Annotated in this window: 26 protein-coding genes; 10 read left to right on the top strand and 16 right to left on the bottom strand. The window is 73.7% G+C overall.

Annotated features, from left to right (window positions below; translation table 11 throughout):
• The first annotated feature begins 88 nt into the window (after positions 1 to 88).
• Positions 89 to 2,050, top strand: a complete 1,962-nt coding sequence (locus ACQPYN_RS22390) for an FAD/NAD(P)-binding protein (protein ID WP_433027826.1) — start codon at positions 89 to 91, stop codon at positions 2,048 to 2,050.
• 49 nt (positions 2,051 to 2,099) lie between these two features.
• Here ACQPYN_RS22390 and ACQPYN_RS22385 read toward each other — a convergent pair whose 3' ends face one another.
• Entirely contained in the window at positions 2,100 to 3,065 is a 966-nt protein-coding gene (locus ACQPYN_RS22385; RefSeq protein ID WP_433027823.1) for a quinone oxidoreductase family protein, read from the bottom strand.
• 110 nt (positions 3,066 to 3,175) lie between these two features.
• On the opposite strand from ACQPYN_RS22385, the gene ACQPYN_RS22380 reads away from it, so the two are divergent.
• Positions 3,176 to 3,916 (top strand): alpha/beta fold hydrolase, encoded by a 741-nt coding sequence (locus tag ACQPYN_RS22380; RefSeq protein ID WP_433027820.1) that lies wholly within the window; start codon positions 3,176 to 3,178, stop codon positions 3,914 to 3,916.
• A 58-nt stretch (positions 3,917 to 3,974) separates the two neighbouring features.
• Positions 3,975 to 4,199, top strand: a complete 225-nt coding sequence (locus tag ACQPYN_RS22375) for a hypothetical protein (RefSeq protein WP_433027817.1) — start codon at positions 3,975 to 3,977, stop codon at positions 4,197 to 4,199.
• A gap of 101 nt (positions 4,200 to 4,300) precedes the next feature.
• On the opposite strand, the gene ACQPYN_RS22370 is transcribed toward ACQPYN_RS22375, so the two are convergent.
• Together ACQPYN_RS22370 and ACQPYN_RS22365 are read right to left on the bottom strand one after the other, a co-directional pair.
• Positions 4,301 to 5,269, bottom strand: a complete 969-nt coding sequence (locus ACQPYN_RS22370) for a hypothetical protein (RefSeq protein WP_433027815.1) — start codon at positions 5,267 to 5,269, stop codon at positions 4,301 to 4,303.
• Between the two features lie 92 nt (positions 5,270 to 5,361).
• On the bottom strand, positions 5,362 to 6,144 hold the full coding sequence (locus ACQPYN_RS22365; protein ID WP_433027813.1) for an enoyl-CoA hydratase-related protein: 783 nt from the start codon (positions 6,142 to 6,144) through the stop codon (positions 5,362 to 5,364).
• Between the two features lie 358 nt (positions 6,145 to 6,502).
• On the opposite strand from ACQPYN_RS22365, the gene ACQPYN_RS22360 reads away from it, so the two are divergent.
• The gene (locus ACQPYN_RS22360) at positions 6,503 to 6,718 is read left to right on the top strand and encodes a hypothetical protein (protein WP_433027811.1); all 216 of its coding nucleotides are present in this window, start codon (positions 6,503 to 6,505) and stop codon (positions 6,716 to 6,718) included.
• A gap of 184 nt (positions 6,719 to 6,902) precedes the next feature.
• Complete coding sequence (locus ACQPYN_RS22355) at positions 6,903 to 8,087, top strand: acyl-CoA dehydrogenase family protein (protein WP_433039002.1); 1,185 nt, start codon at positions 6,903 to 6,905, stop codon at positions 8,085 to 8,087.
• 91 nt (positions 8,088 to 8,178) lie between these two features.
• Here the strand turns inward: ACQPYN_RS22355 and ACQPYN_RS22350 are convergent, their stop codons facing one another.
• The 7 genes from ACQPYN_RS22350 to ACQPYN_RS22320 form a co-directional block, all read right to left on the bottom strand.
• On the bottom strand, positions 8,179 to 9,174 hold the full coding sequence (locus ACQPYN_RS22350) for a zinc-binding alcohol dehydrogenase family protein (RefSeq protein WP_433039000.1): 996 nt from the start codon (positions 9,172 to 9,174) through the stop codon (positions 8,179 to 8,181).
• 48 nt (positions 9,175 to 9,222) lie between these two features.
• The gene (locus tag ACQPYN_RS22345; RefSeq protein WP_433027808.1) at positions 9,223 to 10,353 is read right to left on the bottom strand and encodes an LLM class flavin-dependent oxidoreductase; all 1,131 of its coding nucleotides are present in this window, start codon (positions 10,351 to 10,353) and stop codon (positions 9,223 to 9,225) included.
• Positions 10,354 to 10,694: 341 nt separating this feature from the next.
• Positions 10,695 to 11,672: an isopenicillin N synthase family dioxygenase gene (locus tag ACQPYN_RS22340; protein WP_433027806.1), complete on the bottom strand. Its 978-nt coding sequence runs from the start codon at positions 11,670 to 11,672 to the stop codon at positions 10,695 to 10,697.
• Positions 11,673 to 11,791: 119 nt separating this feature from the next.
• Positions 11,792 to 12,265, bottom strand: a complete 474-nt coding sequence (locus tag ACQPYN_RS22335; protein WP_433027803.1) for an OsmC family protein — start codon at positions 12,263 to 12,265, stop codon at positions 11,792 to 11,794.
• 82 nt (positions 12,266 to 12,347) lie between these two features.
• Positions 12,348 to 12,428, bottom strand: coding sequence for a putative leader peptide (locus ACQPYN_RS22330; RefSeq protein ID WP_420791817.1), 81 nt, complete (start codon positions 12,426 to 12,428; stop codon positions 12,348 to 12,350).
• Between the two features lie 53 nt (positions 12,429 to 12,481).
• Positions 12,482 to 13,690 (bottom strand): trans-sulfuration enzyme family protein, encoded by a 1,209-nt coding sequence (locus ACQPYN_RS22325; RefSeq protein ID WP_433027800.1) that lies wholly within the window; start codon positions 13,688 to 13,690, stop codon positions 12,482 to 12,484.
• Positions 13,691 to 13,750: 60 nt separating this feature from the next.
• Complete coding sequence (locus ACQPYN_RS22320; protein ID WP_433027797.1) at positions 13,751 to 14,065, bottom strand: hypothetical protein; 315 nt, start codon at positions 14,063 to 14,065, stop codon at positions 13,751 to 13,753.
• Between the two features lie 321 nt (positions 14,066 to 14,386).
• On the opposite strand from ACQPYN_RS22320, the gene ACQPYN_RS22315 reads away from it, so the two are divergent.
• Both ACQPYN_RS22315 and ACQPYN_RS22310 read left to right on the top strand, forming a co-directional pair.
• A complete protein-coding gene (locus ACQPYN_RS22315; RefSeq protein WP_433038997.1) occupies positions 14,387 to 15,103 on the top strand; it encodes an NAD-dependent epimerase/dehydratase family protein in 717 nt (238 codons plus the stop codon).
• Entirely contained in the window at positions 15,100 to 15,282 is a 183-nt protein-coding gene (locus ACQPYN_RS22310) for a hypothetical protein (RefSeq protein ID WP_433027794.1), read from the top strand. Before ACQPYN_RS22315 ends, ACQPYN_RS22310 begins: the two co-directional genes overlap by 4 nt.
• Before the next feature lie 46 nt (positions 15,283 to 15,328).
• On the opposite strand, the gene ACQPYN_RS22305 is transcribed toward ACQPYN_RS22310, so the two are convergent.
• The 3 genes from ACQPYN_RS22305 to ACQPYN_RS22295 are packed head-to-tail and all read right to left on the bottom strand — an operon-like array spanning position 15,329 to position 18,581.
• Positions 15,329 to 16,711, bottom strand: a complete 1,383-nt coding sequence (locus tag ACQPYN_RS22305) for an NtaA/DmoA family FMN-dependent monooxygenase (RefSeq protein ID WP_433027791.1) — start codon at positions 16,709 to 16,711, stop codon at positions 15,329 to 15,331.
• Between the two features lie 10 nt (positions 16,712 to 16,721).
• Entirely contained in the window at positions 16,722 to 17,867 is a 1,146-nt protein-coding gene (locus ACQPYN_RS22300; protein WP_433027788.1) for an LLM class flavin-dependent oxidoreductase, read from the bottom strand.
• A 12-nt stretch (positions 17,868 to 17,879) separates the two neighbouring features.
• The gene (locus ACQPYN_RS22295; protein ID WP_433027785.1) at positions 17,880 to 18,581 is read right to left on the bottom strand and encodes a GNAT family N-acetyltransferase; all 702 of its coding nucleotides are present in this window, start codon (positions 18,579 to 18,581) and stop codon (positions 17,880 to 17,882) included.
• Positions 18,582 to 19,120: 539 nt separating this feature from the next.
• On the opposite strand from ACQPYN_RS22295, the gene ACQPYN_RS22290 reads away from it, so the two are divergent.
• Entirely contained in the window at positions 19,121 to 19,852 is a 732-nt protein-coding gene (locus ACQPYN_RS22290) for an alpha/beta hydrolase (RefSeq protein WP_433027782.1), read from the top strand.
• Positions 19,853 to 19,895: 43 nt separating this feature from the next.
• Here the strand turns inward: ACQPYN_RS22290 and ACQPYN_RS22285 are convergent, their stop codons facing one another.
• A complete protein-coding gene (locus tag ACQPYN_RS22285) occupies positions 19,896 to 20,465 on the bottom strand; it encodes a TetR/AcrR family transcriptional regulator (RefSeq protein WP_433027779.1) in 570 nt (189 codons plus the stop codon).
• A gap of 111 nt (positions 20,466 to 20,576) precedes the next feature.
• Here ACQPYN_RS22285 and ACQPYN_RS22280 point away from each other — a divergent pair, with 111 nt between their 5' ends.
• The gene (locus ACQPYN_RS22280; RefSeq protein ID WP_433027776.1) at positions 20,577 to 21,200 is read left to right on the top strand and encodes an NADPH-dependent F420 reductase; all 624 of its coding nucleotides are present in this window, start codon (positions 20,577 to 20,579) and stop codon (positions 21,198 to 21,200) included.
• Positions 21,201 to 21,331: 131 nt separating this feature from the next.
• Positions 21,332 to 21,670 (top strand): cupin domain-containing protein, encoded by a 339-nt coding sequence (locus ACQPYN_RS22275; RefSeq protein WP_274195731.1) that lies wholly within the window; start codon positions 21,332 to 21,334, stop codon positions 21,668 to 21,670.
• Here the strand turns inward: ACQPYN_RS22275 and ACQPYN_RS22270 are convergent.
• Positions 21,661 to 22,869 (bottom strand): acyl-CoA dehydrogenase family protein, encoded by a 1,209-nt coding sequence (locus ACQPYN_RS22270; RefSeq protein ID WP_433027772.1) that lies wholly within the window; start codon positions 22,867 to 22,869, stop codon positions 21,661 to 21,663. The genes ACQPYN_RS22275 and ACQPYN_RS22270 overlap by 10 nt on opposite strands.
• Complete coding sequence (locus tag ACQPYN_RS22265; RefSeq protein ID WP_433038995.1) at positions 22,866 to 23,978, bottom strand: LLM class flavin-dependent oxidoreductase; 1,113 nt, start codon at positions 23,976 to 23,978, stop codon at positions 22,866 to 22,868. Before ACQPYN_RS22265 ends, ACQPYN_RS22270 begins: the two co-directional genes overlap by 4 nt.
• Positions 23,979 to 24,191: the final 213 nt, after the last annotated feature.

The following is a 24,191-nucleotide window of genomic DNA, read 5'->3' as shown; positions in this document are numbered from 1 at the left end:
AGGCACGTGCGAGCGCTCACACGCGGCGATCGCAGAGTGGCCGGGCCCCGGGCGCGGACCTACCGTGGACGCACGCGGAGGGAGCGTCATGACGCGGTCGGTGGTGATCGTCGGGGGCGGACCTCGCGGGACCGGTGTGCTCGAACGCCTCGCGGCGAGCGCGCCCGAGTTCGTCGAGGATCTCGACGTCCACCTCGTCGACCCCTACCCGGACGGCGCGGGACGCATCTGGCGTGAGGACCAGTCGGCGCTGCTGTGGATGAACTCCATGGCCGCCGACGTCACGATGTTCACCGACGACAGCGTGCGCTGCGAGGGCCCGATCGTGCCCGGTCCGTCCCTCTACGACTGGGCCGTGGCGGTCCGCGACGGTGAGCTCGACGGCGAGTCGGTGCCGGACGGGCCCGTCGGTGACGAGCTGCGCGCGCTCGGGCCGGCGACGTTCGCCACCCGGCGCCTGCAGAGCCACTACCTCGACTTCGTGCTGCGCCGCGTGCTCGCCACCCTCCCGCCGCAGGTCCGCGTGCACCGCCACCGCACCCGGGCGGTCGGGCTACGACGCGGTGCCCCGGACGTCGTGCTGCTCGACGGTGGCGGTGAGCTTCCCGCCGACGTCCTCGTGCTCGCGTCGGGCCACCTCGACGCGGCGCCGACCGAGGCCGAGGCCGCGCTCGCGGCGCACGCCGACGAGCACGGCCTGCGCTACTTCCCGCCCGAGCAGACCACCGACTCCGACCTCGACCGCATCCCGTCGGGGGAGACGGTGATCGCGCGCGGGATGGGCCTCGCGTTCATCGACCTCATGGTCCTGCTCTTCGAGGGCCGCGGCGGCCGCTTCCACGACCGCGGCGACGGCACGCTCGACTACGAGCCCTCCGGTCGCGAGCCCGTCGTGCACGTCGGGTCGGGACGCGGGGTGCCGTACCACGCCAAGACCGAGTACGCGCTGCGCGGACCGCGCCCTCCGCTGCCGCGGTTCCTCGGCCCGGACGAGATCGCCGGGTTCGTCCGTCGCGGATCGGTCGACCTGCGCCGCGACGTGTGGCCGCTCATGGCCAAGGAGGTCGGCTGGGCGTACTACCACGAGCTCTTCGCCGGCCACCCCGACCGCGTGCGCGGTGTGTGGGACGACTTCGCCCTGCGCTTCGCCGCGCTCGACTGGTACACGCCGGCGATGCACGAGCTGGTCGCCGGCTTCGTGCCCGACCCCTCCGACCGCCTCGACTTCGAGCGCATGGACCGTCCCCTCGACGACGTCAGCGCGCCGGACCTCCCGAGCCTGCAGGAGCGCCTGCGGTCCTACGTGCTCGACGACCTCGCCCGCCACGTCGACGACCGCTACACCGCCGAGCTCGGGGCGTTCGTCGGCCTGCTGTCGGTGTTCGCGCAGGTCGCGGAGCTCGCGGGCACGCCCGCCCTGACGCCGCGCTCGCGGGCCCAGGACCTCGCCTGGTGGCAGAACTTCTTCAGCTCGCTGGCGAGCGGCCCGCCCGGCCCGCGGCTGCGCCAGCTGCTCGCGCTCTCCCGCGCGGGCTACGTCGTGTTCCTCGGCGCGGGCGTGCAGGTGGACCCCGTCGACGGCGGCTTCCGGGCCACCAGCGCCTCGCTGGACCGCGTCGCGGTCACCGCGCGGACGTTCGTCGAGGCGCGCCTGTCGTCCCCGAGCGTGAGCCGCAGCGACGACCCGATGCTCGCGGGGCTCCACGCCGAGGGGCTGCTCGACGAGGAGACCCTGCGTGAGGAGCACGCCGACTCGGGGACGGCCGTGCACGCCGCCGACGCGGCGGTCGCGCACTCCGGCGCCGCGGTCACCCTGCACAACACCGGCCTCGTCCGGGTGCGCACCTCGGACTTCCGCCTCGTCGACGCCGAGGGCCGGCCCGACCCGTGCCGCTTCGCGATCGGGCCGCACACCAACGTCCGCCTGCCGGGGGCGTTCACGCGCCCGAACACCAACGCGCTGAGCTTCCGGGCCAACGACGCCCTCGCCCGCGCGGTGCTCACCCAGCTCGCCGAGTCCGCGCCTGCCGAGGGCCGCCTCTCCGCCTGACCCGTGAGCGATCTTCACGGCTATAGCCGTGAAGATCGCTCACATGGGGTCAGCGGGTGAAGACGATCTTGCCGGCCGTGACGCCGTCGAGCATCGCCTGGAACCCGTCCTTCGCGTCGGCCATCGGGATCTCCTGGCCGATCTCCGGGACGATCCCGGTGGCCGCGACGAACTCGAGCAGGTCGCGGAGCTCGGCGAGCGTGCCCATCGTCGAGCCGACGACGTTCTTCTGCAGGAAGAAGACCTGGGCGAGGTCCGCGCTGGGCGCGTTGCCCGAGGTCGCGCCGGAGCAGACGATCGTGCCGCCAGGGACGAGCGCGCGCAGCGAGTGCTTCCAGGTGGCCTCACCGACGGTCTCGAACACCGCCTGGACCTTGCCCGGGAGCTTCGCGTTCGACTCGAAGACCTGGTGCGCGCCGAGACGCAGGGCCAGCTCGCGCTTCTCGTCGGAGCGGCCGGTGACCCACACCTGCATGCCGGCGGCGCGCCCGAGCTGGATCAGCGCCGTCGAGACGCCGCCGGAGGCGCCCTGCACGAGCATCGTCTGCCCGCCGCGCAGACCGGACTTCGTGAACAGCATCCGGTAGGCGGTGAGCCAGGCCGTCCCCATGACCGCGCCCGTGGAGGCGGTCATGCCCTCCGGGCGGGGGAGCGCGTTGCGCTTCGGGACGACGACGTAGTCGGCGAAGCTGCCCTGCGCCCACTCGGTGAGCATCTTGCGCTTCGGGTCGAGGGTCTCGTCGTCCTTCCAGTCCGGGTCGCCCATCAGCGAGTGCAGGACGACGGGCGTGCCGTCGTCGAGCGTCCCGGCGCCGTCACAGCCGAGGATCATCGGGAACTGGTCCTCCTTGATCCCGACGCCCCGTAGGGTCCAGAGGTCGTGCATGTTGAGGCTCGCCGCCTCGACCTTGACCCGTACCCAGCCCTCGGGGACGTCGGGATCGGGCCGCTCGCCCACCACGAGGGAGGCGATCGGGTCGTCGGCGTTGGGCTCGGAGGCGTAGACCGCGAACATGCCCCGCAACCTATCCGGGACGACTCGCCGGATGCCCGATGAGTTCGGCGCGCGGGCGCAGTTCCACCGGTGAGAGCCCCGAAACGAACCGAGAACCTCCTGGAGGACCCGTGTACGCCCCGCTGCCCGGCATCGACGTCTACTACGAGGACCACGGGACCGGCTCGCCGCTGGTGCTGCTGCACGGCGGGATGATGACGCTGGACCTCAGCTTCGGCGCGCTCATGCCGCGCCTGACCCCGCACCGGCGCGTCATCCCGATCGAGCTCCAGGGGCACGGGCGCACCGCCGACGTCGAGCGTGACATCACCCTCGCCAACCAGGCCGCCGACGTCGTCGGGGTGCTCGACCACCTCGGCCTCGAGCGTGCCGACGTGCTCGGGTTCAGCTGGGGTGGGCTCGTGGCCCTCGAGATCGCCGTGCGCCATCCCGAGCGCGTCGACCGGTTGGTGCTCGGCGCCGTCCACCGGCGCAAGGACGACTACCACGACGAGATCCACGACCCCTCGCAGTACGCGACGTCCACCCGCATGCCCACCGAGGCGGAGTTCGGGGCCATGTTCGCCGAGTACGAGCGGTACGGCCTGAGCACCTTCGAGACCGTGGTCGCGAAACTGGACCCGATCGTCACCGCGGAGGAGAACTGGACCGCCGCGGACCTCGCGCGCGTCACGGCGCCGACGTTGCTGATCATCGGCGATCACGACTTCGTCCGGGTGGACGCCGCCGTGGCGATGGCCGATGCCATCCCCGACGCCGGCCTCGCGGTCCTGCCCCGGACGAAGCACACCGAGCTGATCAGCCGCGTCGACCTCGTCGCGCCCCTGCTCGAGGACTTCCTCGCCCCCTGAGCCCCCTGACCGATGGGTGACGGACCGGGGCCGCGGCGCCCCGCGTACCGTCGACGGCGTGCTGCGTGCCGTCGCGACCTGGTGGGACGGCGTCGAGCTGTGGCTGACCCAGCTCGACTTCGCCGTCCAGGTCGTCCTCGTCGTCGCCGTCGTGGGCCCCGTGTGCTGGGGCGCGGCGGCGATCATCGACACGGTCGTCGAGCGCTCGGTCGCCGCCCGCCTGGAGGCCCAGGAGCGCCGTGAGCGGCGGCGCGCCGAGGCCACGACCGCGCCCGAGGCCTGAGGTGGACCGCCGGGCTGCGCGGATCTGGGTCACGGCCACCCTGCTGGCCCTGATCGTGCTGGTGGTCGTCGTCAACCTCGTCTGACGAGGTCGGCGGCGGATCAGCGCCGCGCGGCCGTCGCGGCGGCCTCGTCGCGCAGCGTGCGCGTGATGCTGGTGATCGTCGACGACTGGGCCTCGAAGCTCTTGGTCTTCGGGCTCAGGGTCAGCACCACGACCACGCGCCGCCGGGAGTCGACGAGGCCGCTGGTGTGCATGGCGCGCCGCGAGAGGTCGAGTGCCGGCGCCGCGAGGGCGGTCGGGCGGCTGTCCGCCATGGCCTGCGGGGCCTCCTCGGCCGCCTGGCGCGACGCCGGGTCGGGCGGGCTCGTCACGCGTCCCTCGACGCACGGCCGCGCCGGCGCCGATCCGTAGCCCGACCAGCCCTGTTTCACCGCGCGGGTCCCGGAGACGGCGCGGGGGATGCCGAAGGACTGGTCGAACCCGTCGACCGCGCACTGCGTGGAGCGCTCGAGGTCGCCGAGGATGAGGTTGCGTGCGAAGGGCGTGGCGCGGTCCAGGAGGTAGTTGTAGATCCGGACGACGTCGGCGGCGCTGACCGCCGTGTAGCCCCAGTAGCGCCGGTCGGTCGGCGGCGCGGTGTCGACGAGCCCGATCAGCCGCACCATCCGGACGACGACCTGCTCGTAGCCACGACGCACCCACAGCGTGCTCGCCGCGGCGTCGTCGCTGGAGCGCAGCATCGAGTCCAGCATCTTCTGGTCCGCGGCCGAGACACTCGTGCGGCCCTGCAGGTAGTCGAGCGCGATGAGCAGCTTGACCAGCGACGCCGACCGGAACCGTGTGGTCGCCGCGGACTGGGCGACGATCCGGCGGGCCGTGCGGTCGTAGACGAGGTAGCCCGCGGTGGTGTCCACCGGCACGACGGGGGCGGCGCGCAGCCCGCCCGCGCCCGGGCCCACTGCCGGACCCGCTGCCGGACCCGCTGCCGCCTGCGGCGCGAACAGCAGGCCCGCCATCAGCCCCGCGAGCACCACCGGCAGCGCCAGCCGTGACGTCCTGATCCCCATCGTGTGCTCCCCCCGGCGGTACGTACCTCCGTCATCGGCCGTATCGCCACGACCAGGAGATGTACCGGAGTCACGATCGCATCACGAAAGGATCATCCGGCGGTCGGGTCCGGCACCCAGGACGGCGCCCGCTTCTCCGCGAACGCGGCCATGCCCTCCTGGCCCTCCTCGGAGGCGAAGAACTCGGCCGAGAGCCCGAGCATCGCCTCGAGATCCTGCTGCAGGTGCTCCCCGCGGTCGCGACGCAGGAGCGCCTTCGTGGCCGCGAGGGCGCGGGGCCCGCCCCGGGCGAGCATGTCGGCGTAGCGGGCGACCTCGGCATCGAGACCGTCGGCGTCGACCGCGGAGTTGATCAGGCCGACCGCCTCGGCGCGCGTGGCGTCGAACGTCTCGCCGGTGAGCATCAGCTCGCTGCCGGCGCGGGGGAGCAGTCGGGGGAGCACCACCGACGAGATCACGGCGGGGACGACACCGATGCGGACCTCGGTGAACGCGAAGGTCGCCTCGCGCACGGCCACCGCGATGTCGCAGGCGGCGACGAGTCCGACGCCACCGGCGCGTGCCGGTCCCGCGACACGGGCGATCACGGGCGTGTCCGACGTCCAGAGCGTGCTGAGGATCGCGGGGAACTCGTTGACGCCCTGGTCGTCGGACCCCGCGCCGCGCGACTCGCGCAGATCCATCCCCGAGCAGAACACGGTCCCGGTGTGCGTCAGGACGATCACGCGGACCGACTCGTCGAGGGTCGCGGCCTCCAGGTGGGCGGAGAGCTCCCGGCGGACCTGCGCGGAGAGCGCGTTGCGGTTGCGCGGCGAGTCGAGCGTGATCGTCGCCGTGCCGCCCGTGACCTCGAGGTGCACCAGTTCGTCGTCCATGTCCGTCACTGTGGCAGCCGACCGATCTCGCTCACACGGTGGTGGCGCCGGGGTGTCGGCCATGCGTACCGTCCCGTCCGTGACCGAGGCGCCGACCACCGTGTGGCACGCGTGGCGCCGTCATGTCGATCTCTGCCGGACCTCCGCCGCGATCTGTCGACCCTGACCGCATGAGCACCGCCCGGGTGATCCCGGGTGCCGCCCTCCTGCTCGTCGGAGTCGACATGACGCCCTTCCGGGCCATCTGTAGGCGCCTGCTCGACGACCTGTGTCGTCGCGCGCCGCTGCTCGCCCTGGTCCACACCTCCTCGCCGTGCGCCCCGACCGCGCCCGCCGAGGTCCACCGGAGGAACCCCGCATGGCCACCGTCATCCCCCGTTTCACCCCTCGCGGCGCCGCTGTCGCCGAGCTCCTGACCGACCTCGACGGCCTCGTCCGGCGTGAGGTGACCCGCGACGGCGCCGGAGCGGAGCACTGGGACCGCGACGCCGAGCGCATCGCGGCCGAGGTCGCCACGGCGCTCGCGCGCCTGCGCGACGACCTGCGCCGCCACCCCCTGCCCACCCGGCGGTGACCCCGCCGTCCGCGCCGGCCCCGTTCACGCGGCGCCGGCACATCGACCACGGGCGGGTGTTCGCCCAGGCCTGTCGGACCTCCTCGCCGACCCACCCGAACCCCGTGATCGAGGAGAAACCGTGACCAGCACGCTCGACCGCCAGACGACCGACCGCCCGACCACCGCCCCCGACTTCAGCACCCTGCCCACCCCGCGCACCGAGGCCGAGTGGCTCGAGCGGGCGCGCCTCGTGCGCACCGTCCTGGCCGCCGACGCGGCCGAGCGTGACGCCGCCGGGAAGACCCCGTACGCCGAGGTCGCCCTGCTCAAGGACTCCGGCCTCGTCACGCTGCTCGGCCCCGTCGAGCACGGCGGCGGCGGGCAGGAGTGGCCCACCGCCTACCGCGTGATCCGGGAGGTGGCCGCCGGCGACGGCTCGATCGGCCAGCTCCTGGGCTACCACCTGCTCTGGTTCTGGGCCGCGCGCCTGGTGGGCACGCCCGAGCAGATCGCCCACGTCGAGGCCGAGGCGACGCGGCAGCAGTGGTTCTTCGGTGGCGCGGTGAACCCCCGCGACTCGGACGTCGTCATCCGCGAGGAGGGCGACGAGATCACTTTCACGGGTCACAAGTCGTTCTCGACCGGCAGCCGGGTCTCCGACGTCACCGTGCTGGAGGGCGTGGTCGAGGGCACCGACACCCACGTCTTCGCGATCGTGCCGTCGGAGCAGCCCGCGATCACGTTCCACGACGACTGGGACAACATCGGCCAGCGCCTCACCGAGTCGGGCAGCGTGACGCTCGACGGCGTGCGCGTCTCCTGGGCGGAGGCCGCCGGATTCCGCGACAAGGTCTTCACCCCGCGCGTCTACAACACCCTCAACGTGCCGGTGATCCAGCTCGTCTTCGTCAGCTTCTACCTCGGCATCGCCCGCGGAGCGCTCGACGAGGCCGCCGCGTACACGCGCACGACGACGCGGCCGTGGCTGCACGGCGGGCACTCGAGCGCGGTCGACGAGCCGTACGTGATCGACCTCTACGGCGACTACACGGCCAAGCTGTGGGCGGTCGAGGCGCTGGCCGACGCCGTGGCGCAGGAGGCCCTGCCGATCCACCGCGAGCCCGACGCGGTCACCGAGCGGGCGCGTGGGGAGCACGAGGTGCGCGTCGCGGCCGTCAAGGCGCGCGCCACGGAGGTGGCGCTCGAGATCACGAGCGGCATCTTCGAGGCCACCGGCGCCCGTTCCACCGCGTCCTCGTTGCGCTTCGACCGCTTCTGGCGCAACGTGCGGACCCACACCCTGCACGACCCCGTGGCGTACAAGCGCCGCGAGGTCGGCCGGTTCGTCCTGACCGACGAGCTCCCCGAGCCGACCTGGTACAGCTGACGCGGCTTGCCTGCGGAGTTGGAGCGAACGCGCCGTTCGCTGCGCTAGAGGCAGCGAACGGCGCGTTCGTCCCGACCTACGGGGCGGGGACTCACGAGCGGGAACGCCAGCGCAGGATGCGGGGGAGCCCGACGAGCTTCCCGGTCGCGCGGTCGGCCTCCATGATCGCGTGGGCGTCGCGGATGCGTTCGAGCGGGAAGACCTGGCCGAGCGGCACGGTGGCGCGGCCGGCCGCGACGTCGTCGAGGAACTGCTGCAGCACCGCGGCCGGCAGGTCGCTCGCGTCCCCGCCGTACGCGGTGAGCCGGACCCCGCGGGGCAGGTACTCGATGGGGTAGAAGTCCGGCACCGTCCACCGGTTCGACAGCATGCCCGCGAAGCAGACGACGCCGTGGCGGCGCGTGGCGCGCAGGGTGTCCGGCAGGGTCGGGGTGCCGACGAGCTCGAGCGCGGTGTCGACACCGTCGCCGAGCACGTCGCGCACCTGGCGGGCGACGTCACCATCGTCGACCAGCACGTGGTCGACCCCGAGCGCGCGGAGCCGATCGCCCTTGGCCGCGTCGCGGGTGGTCGCGAGCACGGTGAGCCCCCGTGACCTGGCGAGCACCGCGGCGGTCATGCCGACCGACGACGTCCCGCCCCGCACGAGCAGCGACTGGCCGGGCCGCACGTCGAGCCCGTCGGTGAGCGCGCCGTGCGCGGTCTGGAGCATCTCCGGGACCGCGCCGAGCGTGGCCCAGTCGAGGTCGCTGTAGAAGGCGGTGACCTGGGCCGCCGGCACGCAGGTGTACTCGGCGTAGCCGCCGTCGAACGTGCGGCCCATCCCGCCCATCATCGCGACGACCTGCTGGCCGGGGACGAACTCGCCGCCCGGGCAGACGGCGACGACCCCGGTGGCCTCGATGCCGGGCACCCGCGGGAACGTCACGCCCTCGGCGAGGCCGAGGCGGGTGTGCAGCTCGGACCGGTTGAGCCCGAAGGCCTTCACCGAGATCAGGACCTGCCCGGGCTCGGGCTCGGGGACGGTCAGGTCGCGCAGCTGCAGCGCGGTCAGGTCACCGGGCCCGTCGAGCACGACGGCACGCATCCTCGCCACGACGATGATCCTGCCGCGCGGGGGTGGTTGCCGCGAACCTCAGGCCGCGGTGAGCGTCCCGATCCCGCGCGGGCGTCCCTCGGCCTCGCGCCGCGCCACCCCCTCGCGGACGAGCGGGATCACCTCGCGGCCGAACTCCTCGGCGTCGGCGAGCAGGTCGTAGCCGCGGGCCGAGAGGATGTCGACGCCGAGGTCCCAGTAGTCGAGCAGGGCGGCGGCGACGGTCTCGGGGGTGCCGACGAGCGCGGTGGAGTTGCCGCCCCCGCCGGTGGCCTTCGCGGTGACGGTCCACAGCGCGCGGTCGAAGCGCTCGCCCCGCTCGGCCACCGCGAGGAGCCGCTGCGAGCCCGCGTTCTCCGGGTCCTGCAGGCGGTGACGGTTGGTCAGCGGCTTCGTGCCGCCCTGCGTGCGCTCCTCGATGCGCGCGACGGTGGCGTAGGCCTTCTCCCACGCCGCCTCCTCGGTGACGCCGAGGATCGGGCGGAACGCGACCTGGATCCGCGGCATCTCCGTGCGCCCGGCCGCCCGGGCGGCGGCGTGCACGGTCGCGATCTGCTGCGCGGTGTCGGCCAGCGGCTCGCCCCAGAGGGCGTAGATGTCGGCCTCCGCGCCGCCGACGGCGTACGCCGCGTCGCTCGACCCGCCGAACGACAGCCGGATCCGCGGCTCCTGGCGCGCGCGGACGTCGAGGACGAAGTCCTCGAAGGCGTAGTGCTCGCCGGCGAAGTCCCAGGGCGTCGTCTCCGTCCAGGCCCGCTTGAGGATCTGCATGTACTCGCGGGTGCGGACGTAGCGGTCGTCCTTGCTCAGACGGTCGCCCTCGCGGGCCTGCTCGTGCTGGTTGCCGCCGGTGATGACGTGGACGGTGACCCGCCCGCCGCCGATCTGGTCCACGGTCGCGAACGTCTTCGCCGCGAAGGTCGGGATCGACAGGTTCGGGCGGTGCGCGACGAGCAGCTGCAGGTCGTCGACGTGGTCGAGGATGTACGTCGCGGCCTGCGCGGGGTCCGGGCTGCCGGACGAGTAGGCGGTGAGCACGCGGTCCCAACCGTGGTCGCGGTGGGCGCGCGCGAGGCGCAGCGTGTAGTCGGGGTCGAAGGCGGGGCCGCTGCGGGCCCCGATCTCCGAACCGTCGTTGGTGGCGGCGATGCCGAGGAACTCGACGGGCATGGTGGTCTCTCTCTCGCGGAGGGTCGGCGACGGGCGGCGGGGGAGCCGCCGTCTCAGAGCGCCGAGGCCGTCCGACCGAGGTCGACGTGCCGACGCGACACGAGGAGGACCACGTCCGCCACGCTCCTCCCGCATCTCGCGGGGGTCAACGGGGCCCGACGAGACCGACGTCGCATGGCGACGGCCGAGGTGCCGGGCCTCACGACGGGCACGTTCCGCAGCCGGTTCCCGATGCCGATCATGCGGAACGTGCCCTTCGTGCGCGTGCGCGTTCGGCGAAGGGCGCCCCTCGCCGCTCTAGCCGGCTCAAGGTGCCCTTCGCGCGGAAGGGAGGCCGGCGCTCAGCTCCAGTACCGCGCGGCGACGGTCGGGTGCGAGCGCAGCCAGCCGACCAGCGCGTTCTCGCCGTAGTCGGCGAGCAGGGGGTTGTCGGGGTCGTCGTTCGGGTCCCACGCGCTGGTCTCGGCGGCGAGCTCCGGCGGCAGGTCCACCGGCTCGACGACGGCGTCGAGGCGCGGGCCGAGGAAGAAGGGCACCGAGTAGCGGTCGACGCCCGGCGGCGGGCTCGCGACGCGGTGGCGGGTGGCGGTGAGGTAGCCGCGCGTCGCGACCTCGAGCATCTCGCCGATGTTGACGACGTAGCCGTCCGGCACGGGCGCGGCGTCGAGCCACTCGTCGGTGCCCGGCACCTGCACCTGCAGGCCGCCGACGTCGTCCTGGTGCAGCAGCGCGAGGAACCCGTAGTCCTTGTGTGCCCCCACGCCCTGCCCGGTCGACGCCCCGCCCGGGTAGTGGACGACCTTGAGGTGCAGGTGCGACTCGTCGTCGAACCAACGGTCGAAGTGGTCCTCGGGCTGGCCCAGCGACGCCGCCAGCGCGCGGAGAATCTCCCGGCTCACCCGCAGCGCCTCGTCCTGCCAGGCGAGCACGGCGTCGCGCAGCGCGGGCTGCGCCGGCGGCCACTGGTTCGGTCCGACGAGGCCCCAGTACCGCGCCTCCCCGGTGACCGGCGACCGCTCGGGCCCGACGTCGATCTGCTCGCGCTGGTCGGCCTCGCCGCCGGTGCGCTCCGTGCCGACCCGGCTGTAGCCGCGGAAGTGCGGCGAGGCGGTGTTCTCGATGGCGAGGCGCTGCTCCAGCGGCAGCGCGAAGAACCGCCGCACCTCCTCGTCGAGGCGCGCCGTCAGCTCCGGCGCGATCCCGTGGCCGACGACGGTGAAGAAGCCGACGTCGCGCGCCGCGCGGCGCAGGTCGTCGAGGAACGCGTCCCGCTCGGGGGAGCGGAAGCGAGTGAGGTCGAGGACGGGGAGACCGGTCACCGTCCCAGGCTCCCGCACCGGCATGGGCGGCCGCACCGTGCTGTCGTCGAGAAGCGAACGCGCCGTTCGCTGCGTTAGACGCAGCGAACGGCGCGTTCGTCCCGAATCCCGGGGGCCGGTCAGACCGCCGCGGGGAGCTCCGCGCGGGTCCAGTTGTTCTCGAACTCCAGGCCCGAGCGCTGGAAGAGCTGGGTCACGGGGCAGCGGCGCGCGGTCTCGGAGATCAGCGTGGCGAACTGCTCGTCGCTGGCGTCGGTCTCGACGGTGGCGCGCACCTCGACCCTGTCGAAGTTCGCGTTGCCCTCGGCGCCGCCGACGAGCACGGCGGTGTCGAGGTCGCCCTGGATGTCGAAGGTCCACTTCCCGAGCTGGATGCCCAGGTCCTTGGCGACGAGGGCGGCGGTGACCTGGTTGCACGAGGTCAGCGAGCCGAGGGCGTAGAAGAGCGGGCTGGGGGCCTCGTCGGCACCGCCGAAGGCGGGGTAGGCGTCGGTGGTGAAGACGTGACCGCCGGCGGTCAGCTCCTGCGCGACGCCGGTGCCCTCGCCGTGCACGGCGAACGGGACGACGGATTCCTTGGGACGAACAGCCATCGGGGACCTCTCTGGAGGCGTGGGGGAGCGCCCGGACGCGCGGGACGGCCGGGCGTGAGAAGAGGGGAGAGACGCGAGCAGCTCAGCCGCGACGACAGGTGCACGTCGCGAGCCGGCAGAGGTCGACGTGGAGACGTCGCACCAATCCGCCACCGAAGCCCACGATCACCTTCCTACCCGATGGCACACAACCGGACCAGTACCCAGCGGGCTCGGTCACCCACGGACCGTGGTCAGCGCGGCGTCGAGGTCGGCGATCAGGTCGTCGGGGTCCTCCAGGCCCACGGAGAACCGCAGGTGCCCGTAGCGCCGGAACTCCTCGGGCCAGTGCGCGGCCCGTGCCCCGGTCGTCCCGACGTGCACGATCAGGCTCTCGTCGTGGCCGAGCGAGACCGCCGAGGTGACGACGCGCAGGTCGGCGACGAAGCGGTTCTGCAGGTCGGCGTCCCCGTCGAGGGCGAAGGCGAGCATCCAGCCGTACCCGCGCCCGCCGAGCACCCGCGTCGCGAGCTCGTGCTGCGGATGACCGGCGAGCCCCGGGTAGGCGACGTAGGCGACGGCGGGGTGGCCGGCGAGGAACTCCGCGACCCGCTGGGCCGACGCGAGGTGCTGGCGCAGCCGCAGCGGCAGGGTGATCGCCCCGCGCGCGATGAGCCACGCGTTGAAGGGCGACACCACGCCGCCGACGTCGACCATCGCCTCGGCGCGGATCGCGTCGATGTGCTCGCGGGCCCCGACCACCGCCCCGCCCATGGCGTCGCCGTGTCCGTTGATGACCTTGGTCAGCGAGTGGACGACGAGGTCCGCGCCGTCGGCGAGCGGGCGGTAGAGCGGGGGCGGGGTGAACGTCGAGTCGACCGACAGCAGCGCACCGCCCTCGTGCGCGACCTCCGCGATCGCGGCGACGTCGCACACCCGCGTCGTCGGGTTGGCGATCACCTCGGTGTGCACGAGCCGCGTCGTCGGCCGCATCGCCGCGCGCACGGCCTCGGGGTCGCTGGTGTCGACGAACGTCGCCTCGATGCCGTAGCGGGCCGGGAGGATGTCGGCGAAGAGCCGCCACGACGCCTCGTACGTGACGTCGGAGACCACCGCGTGGTCGCCGGTGCGCAGGAACGTGAAGAACACCCCGTGCAGCGCCGCGACCCCCGACGCGAGCACGACGGCGTCCTCGCCCTGCTCGAGGTGGGCGAGCTTCTGCTGCAGCGCGCGCTGGTTGGCGCCGGTGTTGCGCGTGTAGAGCGGTACGTCGAACCCCGACCACGACAGCTCCGAGGGGTCCTCGGGCAGCGCGTAGGAGTTCGCCATCACCAGCGGCGTGCGGATCGCGCCGCTGCCGGCGTCGATGGCGTTGCCGGCGTGCACGGCCTGCGTCGCGAAACCCAGAGACTCGGGGCGTTCCTTGTCCGGGCGGGGGTCGGCCACGCGGCGATTATGGCCTGCGGCCACGTGAGTGTTCCGGGTCGCCGGGACGACCCGGAACACTCACGGACGGAGGTCGTCGCGGGCCGTCAGCAGCGCGAGGTAGGCCCACTCCAGGTCGCCGGCGGCGAGGTGGGCGCACGCCACCCGCACCGCGGCCGCACCCTCGCCGGTCTGCGCGACGTGGCGGGAGAGCGCGGCCCGCAGCTGGCGGTCGAGCGCGGAGCGGGCGGGGTGGTCGAGGCCCGCGGCGACGCCGTCGATGCGGGTGATGGCCTGCTCGACGGTGCGGGCGAGCGGGGAGGGCCGGCGCGCGGTGGTGGTCGGCCGGCGCCGGGGCACCGGGCGGGTGGCGGCGACGGGCGGGATCGTGGTCATGACGGCTCCGGGAGTGGTCGGAGCACGGCGCGGTGGTCGGCGGGCGCGACACCGCGCCGCGCCCACCGGGGAAGAGGGTCAGCGGCGCAGGTGCGCGCGACAGCCGCTCGTCACGATCCGGAGCAGGTCGAGGAAGAAACGGCGGACCAGCAGCACACCCGGTCCGGTCCCGTTCACGCATTCAGCCTTGCACGACCGGACGCCGATCACCACCCGCCGAACGGACAGCCGGGAGGTCGCCGAGCGCGAGGCCTGAGTGACCGGCGCGGGCCCGACCTGGACGTCGGAGGGGATCACCCGGATCCTCTGCTCGTGCGGGTGATGGTCACGGGATCGGCCGGGTTGGTCGGGCACGCGGTGCGGCGTCGGCTCGAGGCGGCGGGCGTCGGGGTCGTCCCGGTGGACCGGGACCGGTGGTCGTTCGACGGGGTCGACCAGGTCGAGTGCGACCTGCTCGACCCGGCGGCGGTCGAGCGGGTGGTCGCCGCCGAAGGCCCCACGGCGGTGGTGCACGCCGGCGGTGTGTCGGGGCCGATGGTGGCCGCCGACGACCCGGCGCGCGTGGTCGAGGTCAACGTTGCCGGCACCGCGGCGGTGCTGGAGGCCGTGCGCCGGCACGGGGTGCCGCGGGTGGTGTTCTGCTCGTCGATCGCCGCCTACGGCCGCAGCGCCGCGCGAAGGGTGACCGAGGAGACCCCGCTGCACCCGGCGAACGTCTACGCGGCCACGAAGGCTGCCGGGGAGCAGCTCGTCGAGGCCTACCGGCACCGCTACGGGATCTCCACCGCGTCGCTGCGCCTGGTCGCGGTGTTCGGCCCGCGCCGGCAGACCGACTGCCTGATCCGGGACCTGCTGCTCGACGCGGCCGCGGGCCGCACCACCGGGTCGGGATCCCCACCGACGCACCCCAGCAGTTCGTCTCCGTCGACGACGCCGCCGACGCGCTGCTCGCGGCCGTGCACGCGCCGGACGCGGTCGGGGCGTACAACGTCGCGGGCGACCGTGTGCGCACGGCCGCCGAGATGGTCGCCGCCGTGACGGACGTGGAGCCCCGGGTGCGCGCCGAGCTCGACCCGCCCGACCCGATCGCCGCGTCCCGCTGGCCGGGCGCGCTCGACCTGTCCGCGGCCGCCCGCGACCTCGGGTGGGCCCCACGGGTGGAGTTCACCGCCGCGGTGGCGGCCTACCGCGACTGGCTCGATGCCTCCGGCACGTGAGTGATCCGGGTCGTCGGGACGACCCGAATCACTCACGTGCGGAGCATCAGGCGCGCGCCTCCGCCCGGGCGGTCGTGGTGGGCGAGGGCTGCAGGCCGAGGTGCTCGCGCAGCGTCGTGCCCTCGTACTCGGTGCGGAACGAGCCCTTCTCCTGCAGCAGCGGCACGACCTCGTCGGCGAACACGTCCAGCCCGCCCGGGGTGACGTGCGGGACGAGGACGAAGCCGTCGCTCGCGTCGGACTGCACGAACTCGTCGATGGTGTCGGCGACCCGCTGCGGCGTGCCGACGAACGTGTGGCGCCCGTTCTTGCGGATCACGACCTCCCGCAGCGACAGGCCCTCGCGCTCGCCGAGCTCGCGCCACTCGTTCGCGATCGCGACCGGGTCCTTGTACATGCGCACGCTCGCGCGGCCCTTCGAGATGTGCGCGCCGCTGTCGACGTCGTCCTCGGTCTTCGGGTCGAACGACGGCACCGGACCGTCGGGGTCGACGTCGGAGAGGTCGCGGTTCCAGATCTGCTCGGCGAAGGCGATCGCGGTCTGCGGGCCCACCTGCTGGTACTGCACCTGGCGCGCGTTCTCCGCCGCCTCCTCCTCGGTGGCGCCGAGGACGAACGTCGCGGCCGGCAGGATCTTGAGGTCCTCGTGGCGACGTCCGAACTTCGCCAGGCGCCCCTTCACGTCGGCGTAGAACTCCTTGCCCGCCTCCAGCTCCGCGTGGCGGGTGAAGATCGCGTCGGCGCTCGCCGCGGCGAACTCGCGACCCTCCTCGGAGTCGCCGGCCTGGATGATCACCGGGTGGCCCTGGGGGCTCCGGGGGGTGGCGAACCGTCCCGTGATGTCGAACTGGTCGGAGTGCACCTCGAAGCGGCCGGCGTCGCCGTGGCGCAGGTAGCGCCCCGAGGCCGCGTCGGCGAGCACCTCGTCGACGTCCCAGGCGTCCCACAGCGCCTTCGCGGTCTCGAGGAACTCCTGCGCGCGCAGGTAGCGCTTGTCCTTCGGGAGGTAGCCGCCGCGGCGGAAGTTCTCGCCGGTGAACTCGTCCCAGCTGGTGACGACGTTCCACGCGGCGCGGCCGCCGGAGAGGTGGTCGAGCGAGGCGAGCTTGCGGGCGACGTCGAGCGGCTCGTTGAACGTGGAGTTCACCGTGCCCGCGAGGCCGATCCGCTCGGTGACCGCGGCCATCGCCATGAGGATCGAGACGTTGTCGGGGCGCCCGACGACGTCGAGGTCGTAGATCTTGCCGCCCTGCTCGCGCAGGCGCAGGCCCTCGGCGAGGAAGAGGAAGTCGAACTTCGCGCGCTCCGCGGTCTGCGCGAAGTGCCGGAAGGACTCGAAGGCGATGTGGCTGCCGGCCGCCGGGTCGCTCCAGACCGTCGTGTTGTTGACGCCGGGGAAGTGGGCGGCGAGGTGGATCTGCTTGGGCACGGGGTCCTCCTCAGGCCGTGGCGTAGCGGTCGGCGGGGTGCGCGAGGCCCAGCAGGCCCCGCAGCGTGTCGGCGTCGTACGCGGTGCGGTGCAGGCCGCGGCGCTGCAGCTCGGGCACGAGCTCGCGGGTGATGCGCGGCAGGTCGTGGGCGGCGACGGCGGGGCGCAGCCGGGCGCCGGTCAGGCCCGCGTCCTGCCACGACGCGAGGACGTCGGCGACGTCGGCGGCGGTGCCGGCGAGGATGCGGGCGTCGCTGCGCAGCTCCGTGCCGTCGGCGGCGTCGAGGCGGCGGAGGCGCTCGCGGGCGGCGTCGGCGGTGTCGTCGAGCAGCACGAGCATGTCACCGAACACGTGCAGCGGGGTCGTGCGGTCGGTCGCGCCCTCGGCCGCCCGGACCTCGGCGAGGATCGACGCTGCGTCCCCCGTCGGGCCGTCGCGGCCGGTGCCGTCGGGGGTCACGAACACGACGTCGGCGCTGCGGGCGGCGAGCCGGTACGCGGTGTCGACGTGCGCGAGCGCGGTGACCACCGGCTGGCCCTGCGGCGGGCGTGGCGTGATCGACGGGCCGCGCACGGAGAAGTGCGCGCCCTCGAAGTCGATGTAGTGCAGCTTGTCGCGGTCGATGAACCGGCCGGTCGCGGCGTCGCGGATCTCGGCGTCGTCCTCCCACGAGTCCCACAGCCGCCGCTGGACCTCGACGTGGTCGGCGGCCTCGCCGAAGAGCGACTCGCGGTCCTCCGGATCGCGGCGGCCGAACAGCGCGTACTCGGCAGGGTCCGACGACACCTTGATCCGCTGCCCGGCCCGCCCAGAGGTCACCCAGTCCAGCGTCGCGATCTGCGTGGACACGTGGAACGGCTCGGTGTGGGTCGCGATCACCGTCGGGACCAGCCCGATGTGCGAGGTGACGGGCCCGACGCGCAGCGCGGTCATCACCGCGTCGACGCGGCCCTGGACGCGGTCGGCGCGCTCGCTGCCGGGCAGGGCGAAGGCGTCCTCGAACGTGACGAGGTCGGCGAGCCCGGCCTCGGCCTCGCGGACCTGGTCGACCCAGAAGCCCGCGGTCAGCAGTTCGTCGGCGCGGGCGCCGGGTTCACGCCAGGACGCGGGGTGCCAGCCGGTGCCGTCGAGGGCGACCGCGAGGTGGAAGGTCATGGTCCTCCTGTCTCAGGCCCGGGCGGCGACGTCGCTCGGGGCGGTGAGCGCCACGAAGTCCGGCCGGGCGCGCAGCCGGAACCCGAGGTGCTCGTAGAGCCGGATCGCGGTGGTGTTGTCCGCCGCGGCGTGCAGGAACGGGACCTCGCCGCGGGCGCGGATGCCGGCCGCGACCGCGAGGACGAGCCGGGTCGCGAGGCCCCGCCCGCGGTGGTCCGCGTCCGTGCAGACCGCGCTGATCTCGGTGTACCCGGGAGGGTGGAGGCGCTCACCCGCCATGGCGATGAGCACGCCGTCCTCGACGACGCCCAGGTAGGTGCCCATCTCGACGGTGCGGCTCCCGAACGGCCCAGGGCGCGTGCGCGCGACGAGGGCGAGCATCGCTGGGACGTCGTCGGGGCCGAGGTGGACGGCCTCGGGGTCCGGACGGCCGACGACGGCGTCGCCCACCATCTGCACGCCGGGCAGGAACATCCCGATCTCGAGGGGATCGGGTGGGTCGAGGGGCGCGAACGCCGGGATCACCGAGCGTCCGTCGCCGACCAGCACGGCGACGTCGTCCCACTCCGCGGCGCCGTGCGGTTCGGCGAGGAAGGGGGAGACGTCGGGCTCGTAGCGGATCGCTCGCCCGCGGCGCTGCGCGAGGTGCGCGTGCGGACCGAGCAGGGCGGCCCGCACGGGGTCGTCGAGCGGTCCTGTCGCTGCGGGTGCCACCTCGAGCACAACCGCCCCGTCCCGGACCTCATTCCGGGACCCGTGAGCAGAACGGGTCCCGGCGCCGCCTCCGCCCGTCATCTCCCCTGATGGAGATGCTTCGGTTTTCGAAGCGATCCGACGACTGTCGGGAAGGGTTCCGAGACGCCGCGTCCGGCAGCCACGAGTTCCTCGCCGAGGCGTGGGCGGTGCGCGGAGGGCCCGCTCTCCTCACCGGCGGGGGATCAAGGTGCCGGGTCTGACCGCATTCTCCGGGTATCCGCGCGAAGGGCACCGTCGGGCGGATAGAGGGGCGGCGGGCGCCCTTCGCCGGAACGTCGACGGGGACGACGGGCACGTTGCACATGATCAACTCGTCGTTCGGGCTGCGGAAGGTGCCCCTCGTGACGGCCGGACCCTGCTACCTTCCGGACGCCGTGCGAGAGGACGAGGAGGTGGGACCCGTGAACGTTTCGACGTGGGTGCTCCCCTCCGGGGTCACGGTCGGGCGATAGGTCGTCCGGGAGCGCCGTCCGCGCGCACTCCCGAGAGGCACGACCATGCGATTCACCACCGAACAACGCTTCGACGACGGCGTCCTCGAGCGCGAGTTCGTCCTCGGCGACATCCCCGGCATCCTCTGGACGCCCGCATCCATGTCCGCACCGGCCCCGCTGATCCTGCTCGGCCACCCCGGCGGACTCCGCGCGATGTACCCGCGGCTGGTGGCCCGGGCCCGGCACTGCGCCGCGGAGGGCTTCGCCGCAGCCACCCTCGAACTCCCCGGTAGCGGAGACCGGCCCCGCTCCGCCACCGCCGACGAGGCCCGCGCTGACCTGCGCCGGGCGGTGGCGGCAGGGGAACCGGTCGACGACGAGATCGTCGACCGGCTCGTCCTCCCGCTCGTCGAGCAGGCGGTCCCGGAATGGCGGGCCGCTCTCGACGCCCTGCTGGCACTGCCCGAGATCCGCGGCCCGGTCGGGCTCGCGGGAGGCGTGATCTCCATCGGCGTCCGCTTGGCGGTGGTCGAGCCCCGCATCGCGGCCGCCGTCCTGTTCGCCGGGAGCTACGTGCCCCGCGCCGTCGTCGAGGAGGCCCGGCAGGTCGCCGTCCCGCTGCTCGTCCTGCTGCAGTGGGACGACGAGGGGAACGACCGGCAAATGGCCCTGGACCTGTTCGACGCCCTCGGAGCCGAGGAGAAGACGCTGCACGCCAACACGGGCGGGCACACCGGCGTCCCGGCGTTCGAGGGGGACGACGCGAATCGCTTCTTCGTCCGGCACCTGACCTGACGAGTCGCCGGACGTCATGTCGCCAGGGACGCCGCGTCCCGGCCTACGGGATGGCGTCGTCGATGAGGACGGCAGCGATCGCGGCGGCGGTGGAGAAGGATTCACTGTCGAGGACCCGGGTGCGGGCCGAGGCGCCGTCGAGCAGGAGCGCCAGTTGTTCGCCGAGCTTCTCGGGGTCGGCGGCGCCGGCCTCGCGGGCGGTCTCGGTGAGCCGCGCGGCGATCGCGATCTTGTAGTCGCGGGCGTACCGGGACGCGGGGTGCTCGGGGTCGTGGAGCTCGACGGCCGCCGCGATGTAGGGGCACAGGGGCGTGGACGCGGGCATGTCGAAGGCCGCGAGGAGCCGTTCGCGGGGCGTGAGGTCGGTGCGGTCGAACACCCCGGGCATGACCTCGGGATCGAATCGGCGCAGGTACTCGGCGACGAGCTCGTCCTTGCTGGTGAAGTGCTGGTAGGCCGTCCGCTTGGACACCTGGGCCACCGCCGAGAGCTGGTCCATGCCGGTGCGGCTGATGCCCTGATCACGGAACAGCTGCTGCGACGCGCTGAGGATCCGCTCGCGTGCGCCCCGGCCGCGGCGCAGGCCCCGGGGGCCCTTCTCCGGCTCCGTCATGCCCCTATCGTAGCCCCGCTCGGTACGCATCGGTTTACCTAGCTTGCGCTCCGGGCCAGCCGTCACCTACGTTGCGGAAACAGATCGGTGTACATAGGAAGAGGGCACTCCATGGGCAGCATCACCATCCTCGGGACGGGGAACATGGCCCGGACCATCGGCACGCTGGCGGTCGCGGGTGGCAACACCGTCGAGGTCATGGGCCGCGACCAGTCCAAGGCCGACGACCTGGCCGAGGGTCTCGGCAGGGGCGCGACGGCGGGGAAGTGGGGCGCCGTCCCGACCGGGGACATCGTCATCACGGCGCTGTTGTACGACGGGGTCGTCCCGGTCGTCGTCGAGTACGGGGATGCCCTCGCGGGCAAGGTCATCGTCGACATCAGCAACCCCTTCAACGCCACGTTCGACGGGCTGAGCCACGGCGAGGAGACCTCGATCGCGCAGGAGGCCGCGAAGGTGGCGCCGGCCGGCGCCGGCGTGGTGAAGGCGTTCAACACCATCTTCCGCGGGGTCCTGGAGAAGGGTCGACCCGACGTCTTCATCGCCGGCGACGGTGGTCAGGCGAAGGCGAGCGTGGCGGCCTTCGTCGAGAGCCTCGGGCTGCGCCCCCTCGACGTCGGCGGCCTGACGATGGCGCACTGGCTGGAAGGACTGGGTGTGGTCACGGTGGGTCTCGCCGGCACCGGGGTGGGCCACGGGGACTTCGCTCTCGGCGTCGTCGAAGTCACCGGCTGAGCAGCCCGCCCCGTCGCCGCCGCCTCCCGACTCCGTGAGCGAACTCTGGGCCGATAGGCCCAAAGTTCGCTCATGAGGGCTCGGAGCAGCGAGCATGGTCGTCCACCACCACAGCCGGGACGAGGACGACCATGCTGAAGCTCTCCCTCGACGCCATGGCCCGCCAGCAGCTCACGGCCGCACGCGCGAGCACCGCGGGCCGTGCCGCCCACACCGTCGTGGGCGGGCACTCGAACGTCATGCGCCAGACCGTGATCGCGCTGACCGAGGGCCGCCAGCTCGGCGAGCACGAGAACCCCGGCGAGGCGACCCTCGTCGTCCTGAGCGGCCGCGTCCGGCTCGTGTCGGACAAGGACTCCTGGGACGGGCGCCGGGGCGACCTGCTCGTCGTCCCCGACGAACGCCACCGGCTCGAGGCGGTGGAGGACGCGGTCGTGCTGCTGACGGTGGCGAAGCTCGGTCAGAAGTAGCCGTTCACCGGCAGCGGCTCGCCGGTGACGAGGTGACGCCCGATCGCGGCGGCCTTGTACGACGCCGGGTTGTGCAGGGTGAGCGTGCGCAGGTTGCGCCAGTGCCGGTCGAGGTTGCGGGCGCGGCTCGACGCCGAGGCGCCGCCGACGTCGAAGAGGTCCGACGCGGCCCCGAGCGACGCCGGGTCCAGGTGGATCTTCACGGCGCAGTGGGCCAGCGCCGCGGCGGTGCGCAGCTCGTCGGTCGGCTCGCCGCGCGCCGCCGCGTCCATCGCGGCCTGGACGGCGTCGGCCGCGGCGAGCACCGCCGACTCGGCGATCCACGCCGTGGCGGCCAGGGTGCCGACCTTCTCGTGCAGGATCGGGTCGTCGACGGCGCGGGGAGCGGGCGCGTGCTCGAACGTGCGGCTGCGCGAGCGCACCACCGCGGTCGCGTCGGTGACCACCGAGCGCAGGATGCCCGCGACCAGCGCGTGCAGGTAGAGCTGCAGGAACGCCACGTCGCCGGGGGCCCGCGGCTCGAGGCGCGGGCGCCGCGACAGGACGTCGTCGGGGTCGACCACGACGTCGGTGAACGTCGTCGTGCCCGTGCCGGTGCGGCTCTGCCCCATCCCGTCCCAGTCGTCGACCACCGAGATGCCCGCGCGGTCGGCCGGGACCATCACGGTCGCCACCAGGTCGCCCTCGACGCGGGCCGCGACGGCGATCCAGTCCGCGTAGAGGGTCCCGGTGCTGTAGTACTTCGTGCCGTTGAGCACGAGGCGCCCGTCGACCTCGTCGAGGCGGGTGTCGTACTCGTGGCCACCGGCCGCGGACGGACCGGTCTCCGAGATCGCGTTGCCGAGCACCGTCCCGGCGCGGACCCGGTCGAGCCAGCGGCGCCGCACGTCACGGTCCGGGCTGCGCAGGAACCCGAGTACCTGGCTGTAGTGGGTGCGCAGGACGTGGGCGACGATCGGGTCGGCCTCGGCGAGGTCGATGACGAAGGCCAGGAGCTCGCGCACCGACGCGCCCTGCCCGCCCTCGTCGACGGGCAGCGACAACGCGCCCAGCCCCGCCTTCGCGACGGCCTCGACCTGCGCGAACGGGCTCTCGTCGCGGCGCTCGCGCTCCGCGGCACCCTCCGCGATCCCGGCGAGGAGCGCGCGGACCTCGGGGGAGCGGGCCGCGGCGCTCACGGCCGGGGAGGGCGTCGTCACGCCGGGACCCTCTCGCGCCGGGCCAGCTCCTCGCGCACGAGGGGGAGCAGCCGCCGGCCGTAGTCGGCGACGTCGTCGAGCGGGTCGTACCCCCGCAGGAGGAACGTCGTGGCGCCGATGTCGACGTAGTCCAGCAGCGCCGCGGCGACCGTCTCCGGCGTGCCGACGAGCGCGGTCGAGTTCCCGGCGGCTCCAGACGCGACCGCCGTCGGGGTCCACAGCGCGCGGTCGTGCCGCTCGCCCCGCTCGGCCGCGGCGAGCAGGCGCTGGGAGCCGGCGTTGGTGCGGGTGGTCTCGTGGCCCTGCCGGTGGGTCGTGCGCCCGGTGAAGGACCCGCCGCCCCCGTCGGCGGCGACGATGCGGTCGAGGACGTCGTGGGCGCGCTCCCAGGCCTGCTCCTCCGTGGCGCCGAGGATCGGGCGGAAGGAGACGCTGATCCGGGGCATCGTCGCCCGGCCCGCGGCGCGCGCGGCCTCGTGCACGGCGGCGATCTGCTCGGCGGTCTCGGCCAGCGGCTCGCCCCACAGGGCGAAGACGTCGGCGTGCTTGCCGCCGACCCGGTAGGCCGCCGCCGACGAGCCGCCGAAGTAGATCGGGATGCGCGGCTGCTGCACGGGTCGCGGCACCGCGTTCACGTCGGCGACGTCGTAGAACTCGCCCCGGTGGTCGAAGGGCTCCTCTGCGGTCCAGGTGCGCTCCATGACCTCGAGGTACTCGTCGGTGCGGCGGTAGCGCCCCTCCTTGTCGAGGTGGTCGCCGTCGCGGGCCTGGTCGGCCTCGCTGCCGCCGGAGACGGTGTGCACGGCGACGCGCCCGCCCGAGAACCGGTCGAGCGTCGCGAAGGCGCGCGCGGCCATCGTCGGGGCCATGAAGCCGGGCCGGTGGGCGACGAGGTACCCGAGACGCTCCGAGTGCGCCGCGGCGAAGGCCGCGACCTGCAGCCCGTCGGCGGACGACGCGCTGTGCCCGACCAGCACCTTGTCGAACCCGGCGTCCTCGTGGGCGCCGACGAAGCGGCGGACGAAGTCCGGGTCGATCGCCGGGCCCGAGGATGGGTGGATCTCCGAGGCGAACTGGGTGCTGATCTGGCCGATGAACTCGACGCCCATGCGGGCTCCTCCTCGAACGCGGTGCTGGCGCACCCCGGCTACCCCGCGATCCGTCGGTCGAGCAGCCCGCGGGCCTGCAGAAGTCCTCGCGGAGATCAGGGGCACTCCATCCACCCGCGAGGGTCCGTGCACGGGGACCACGCGCCCGTGATCTCCCGTGCGAGGTGCTCGGGGCCGCGCCGGCACCCCGCGTCGCGCGAGCTCGGGCAGGAC

This window comes from Actinomycetospora sp. CA-053990 (genome assembly GCF_050948445.1).
Taxonomy (GTDB): Bacteria; Actinomycetota; Actinomycetes; order Mycobacteriales; family Pseudonocardiaceae; genus Actinomycetospora; species Actinomycetospora callitridis.
Note: the sequence above shows the minus strand (reverse complement) of the source record. Positions and strands in the feature narration are given on the sequence as shown.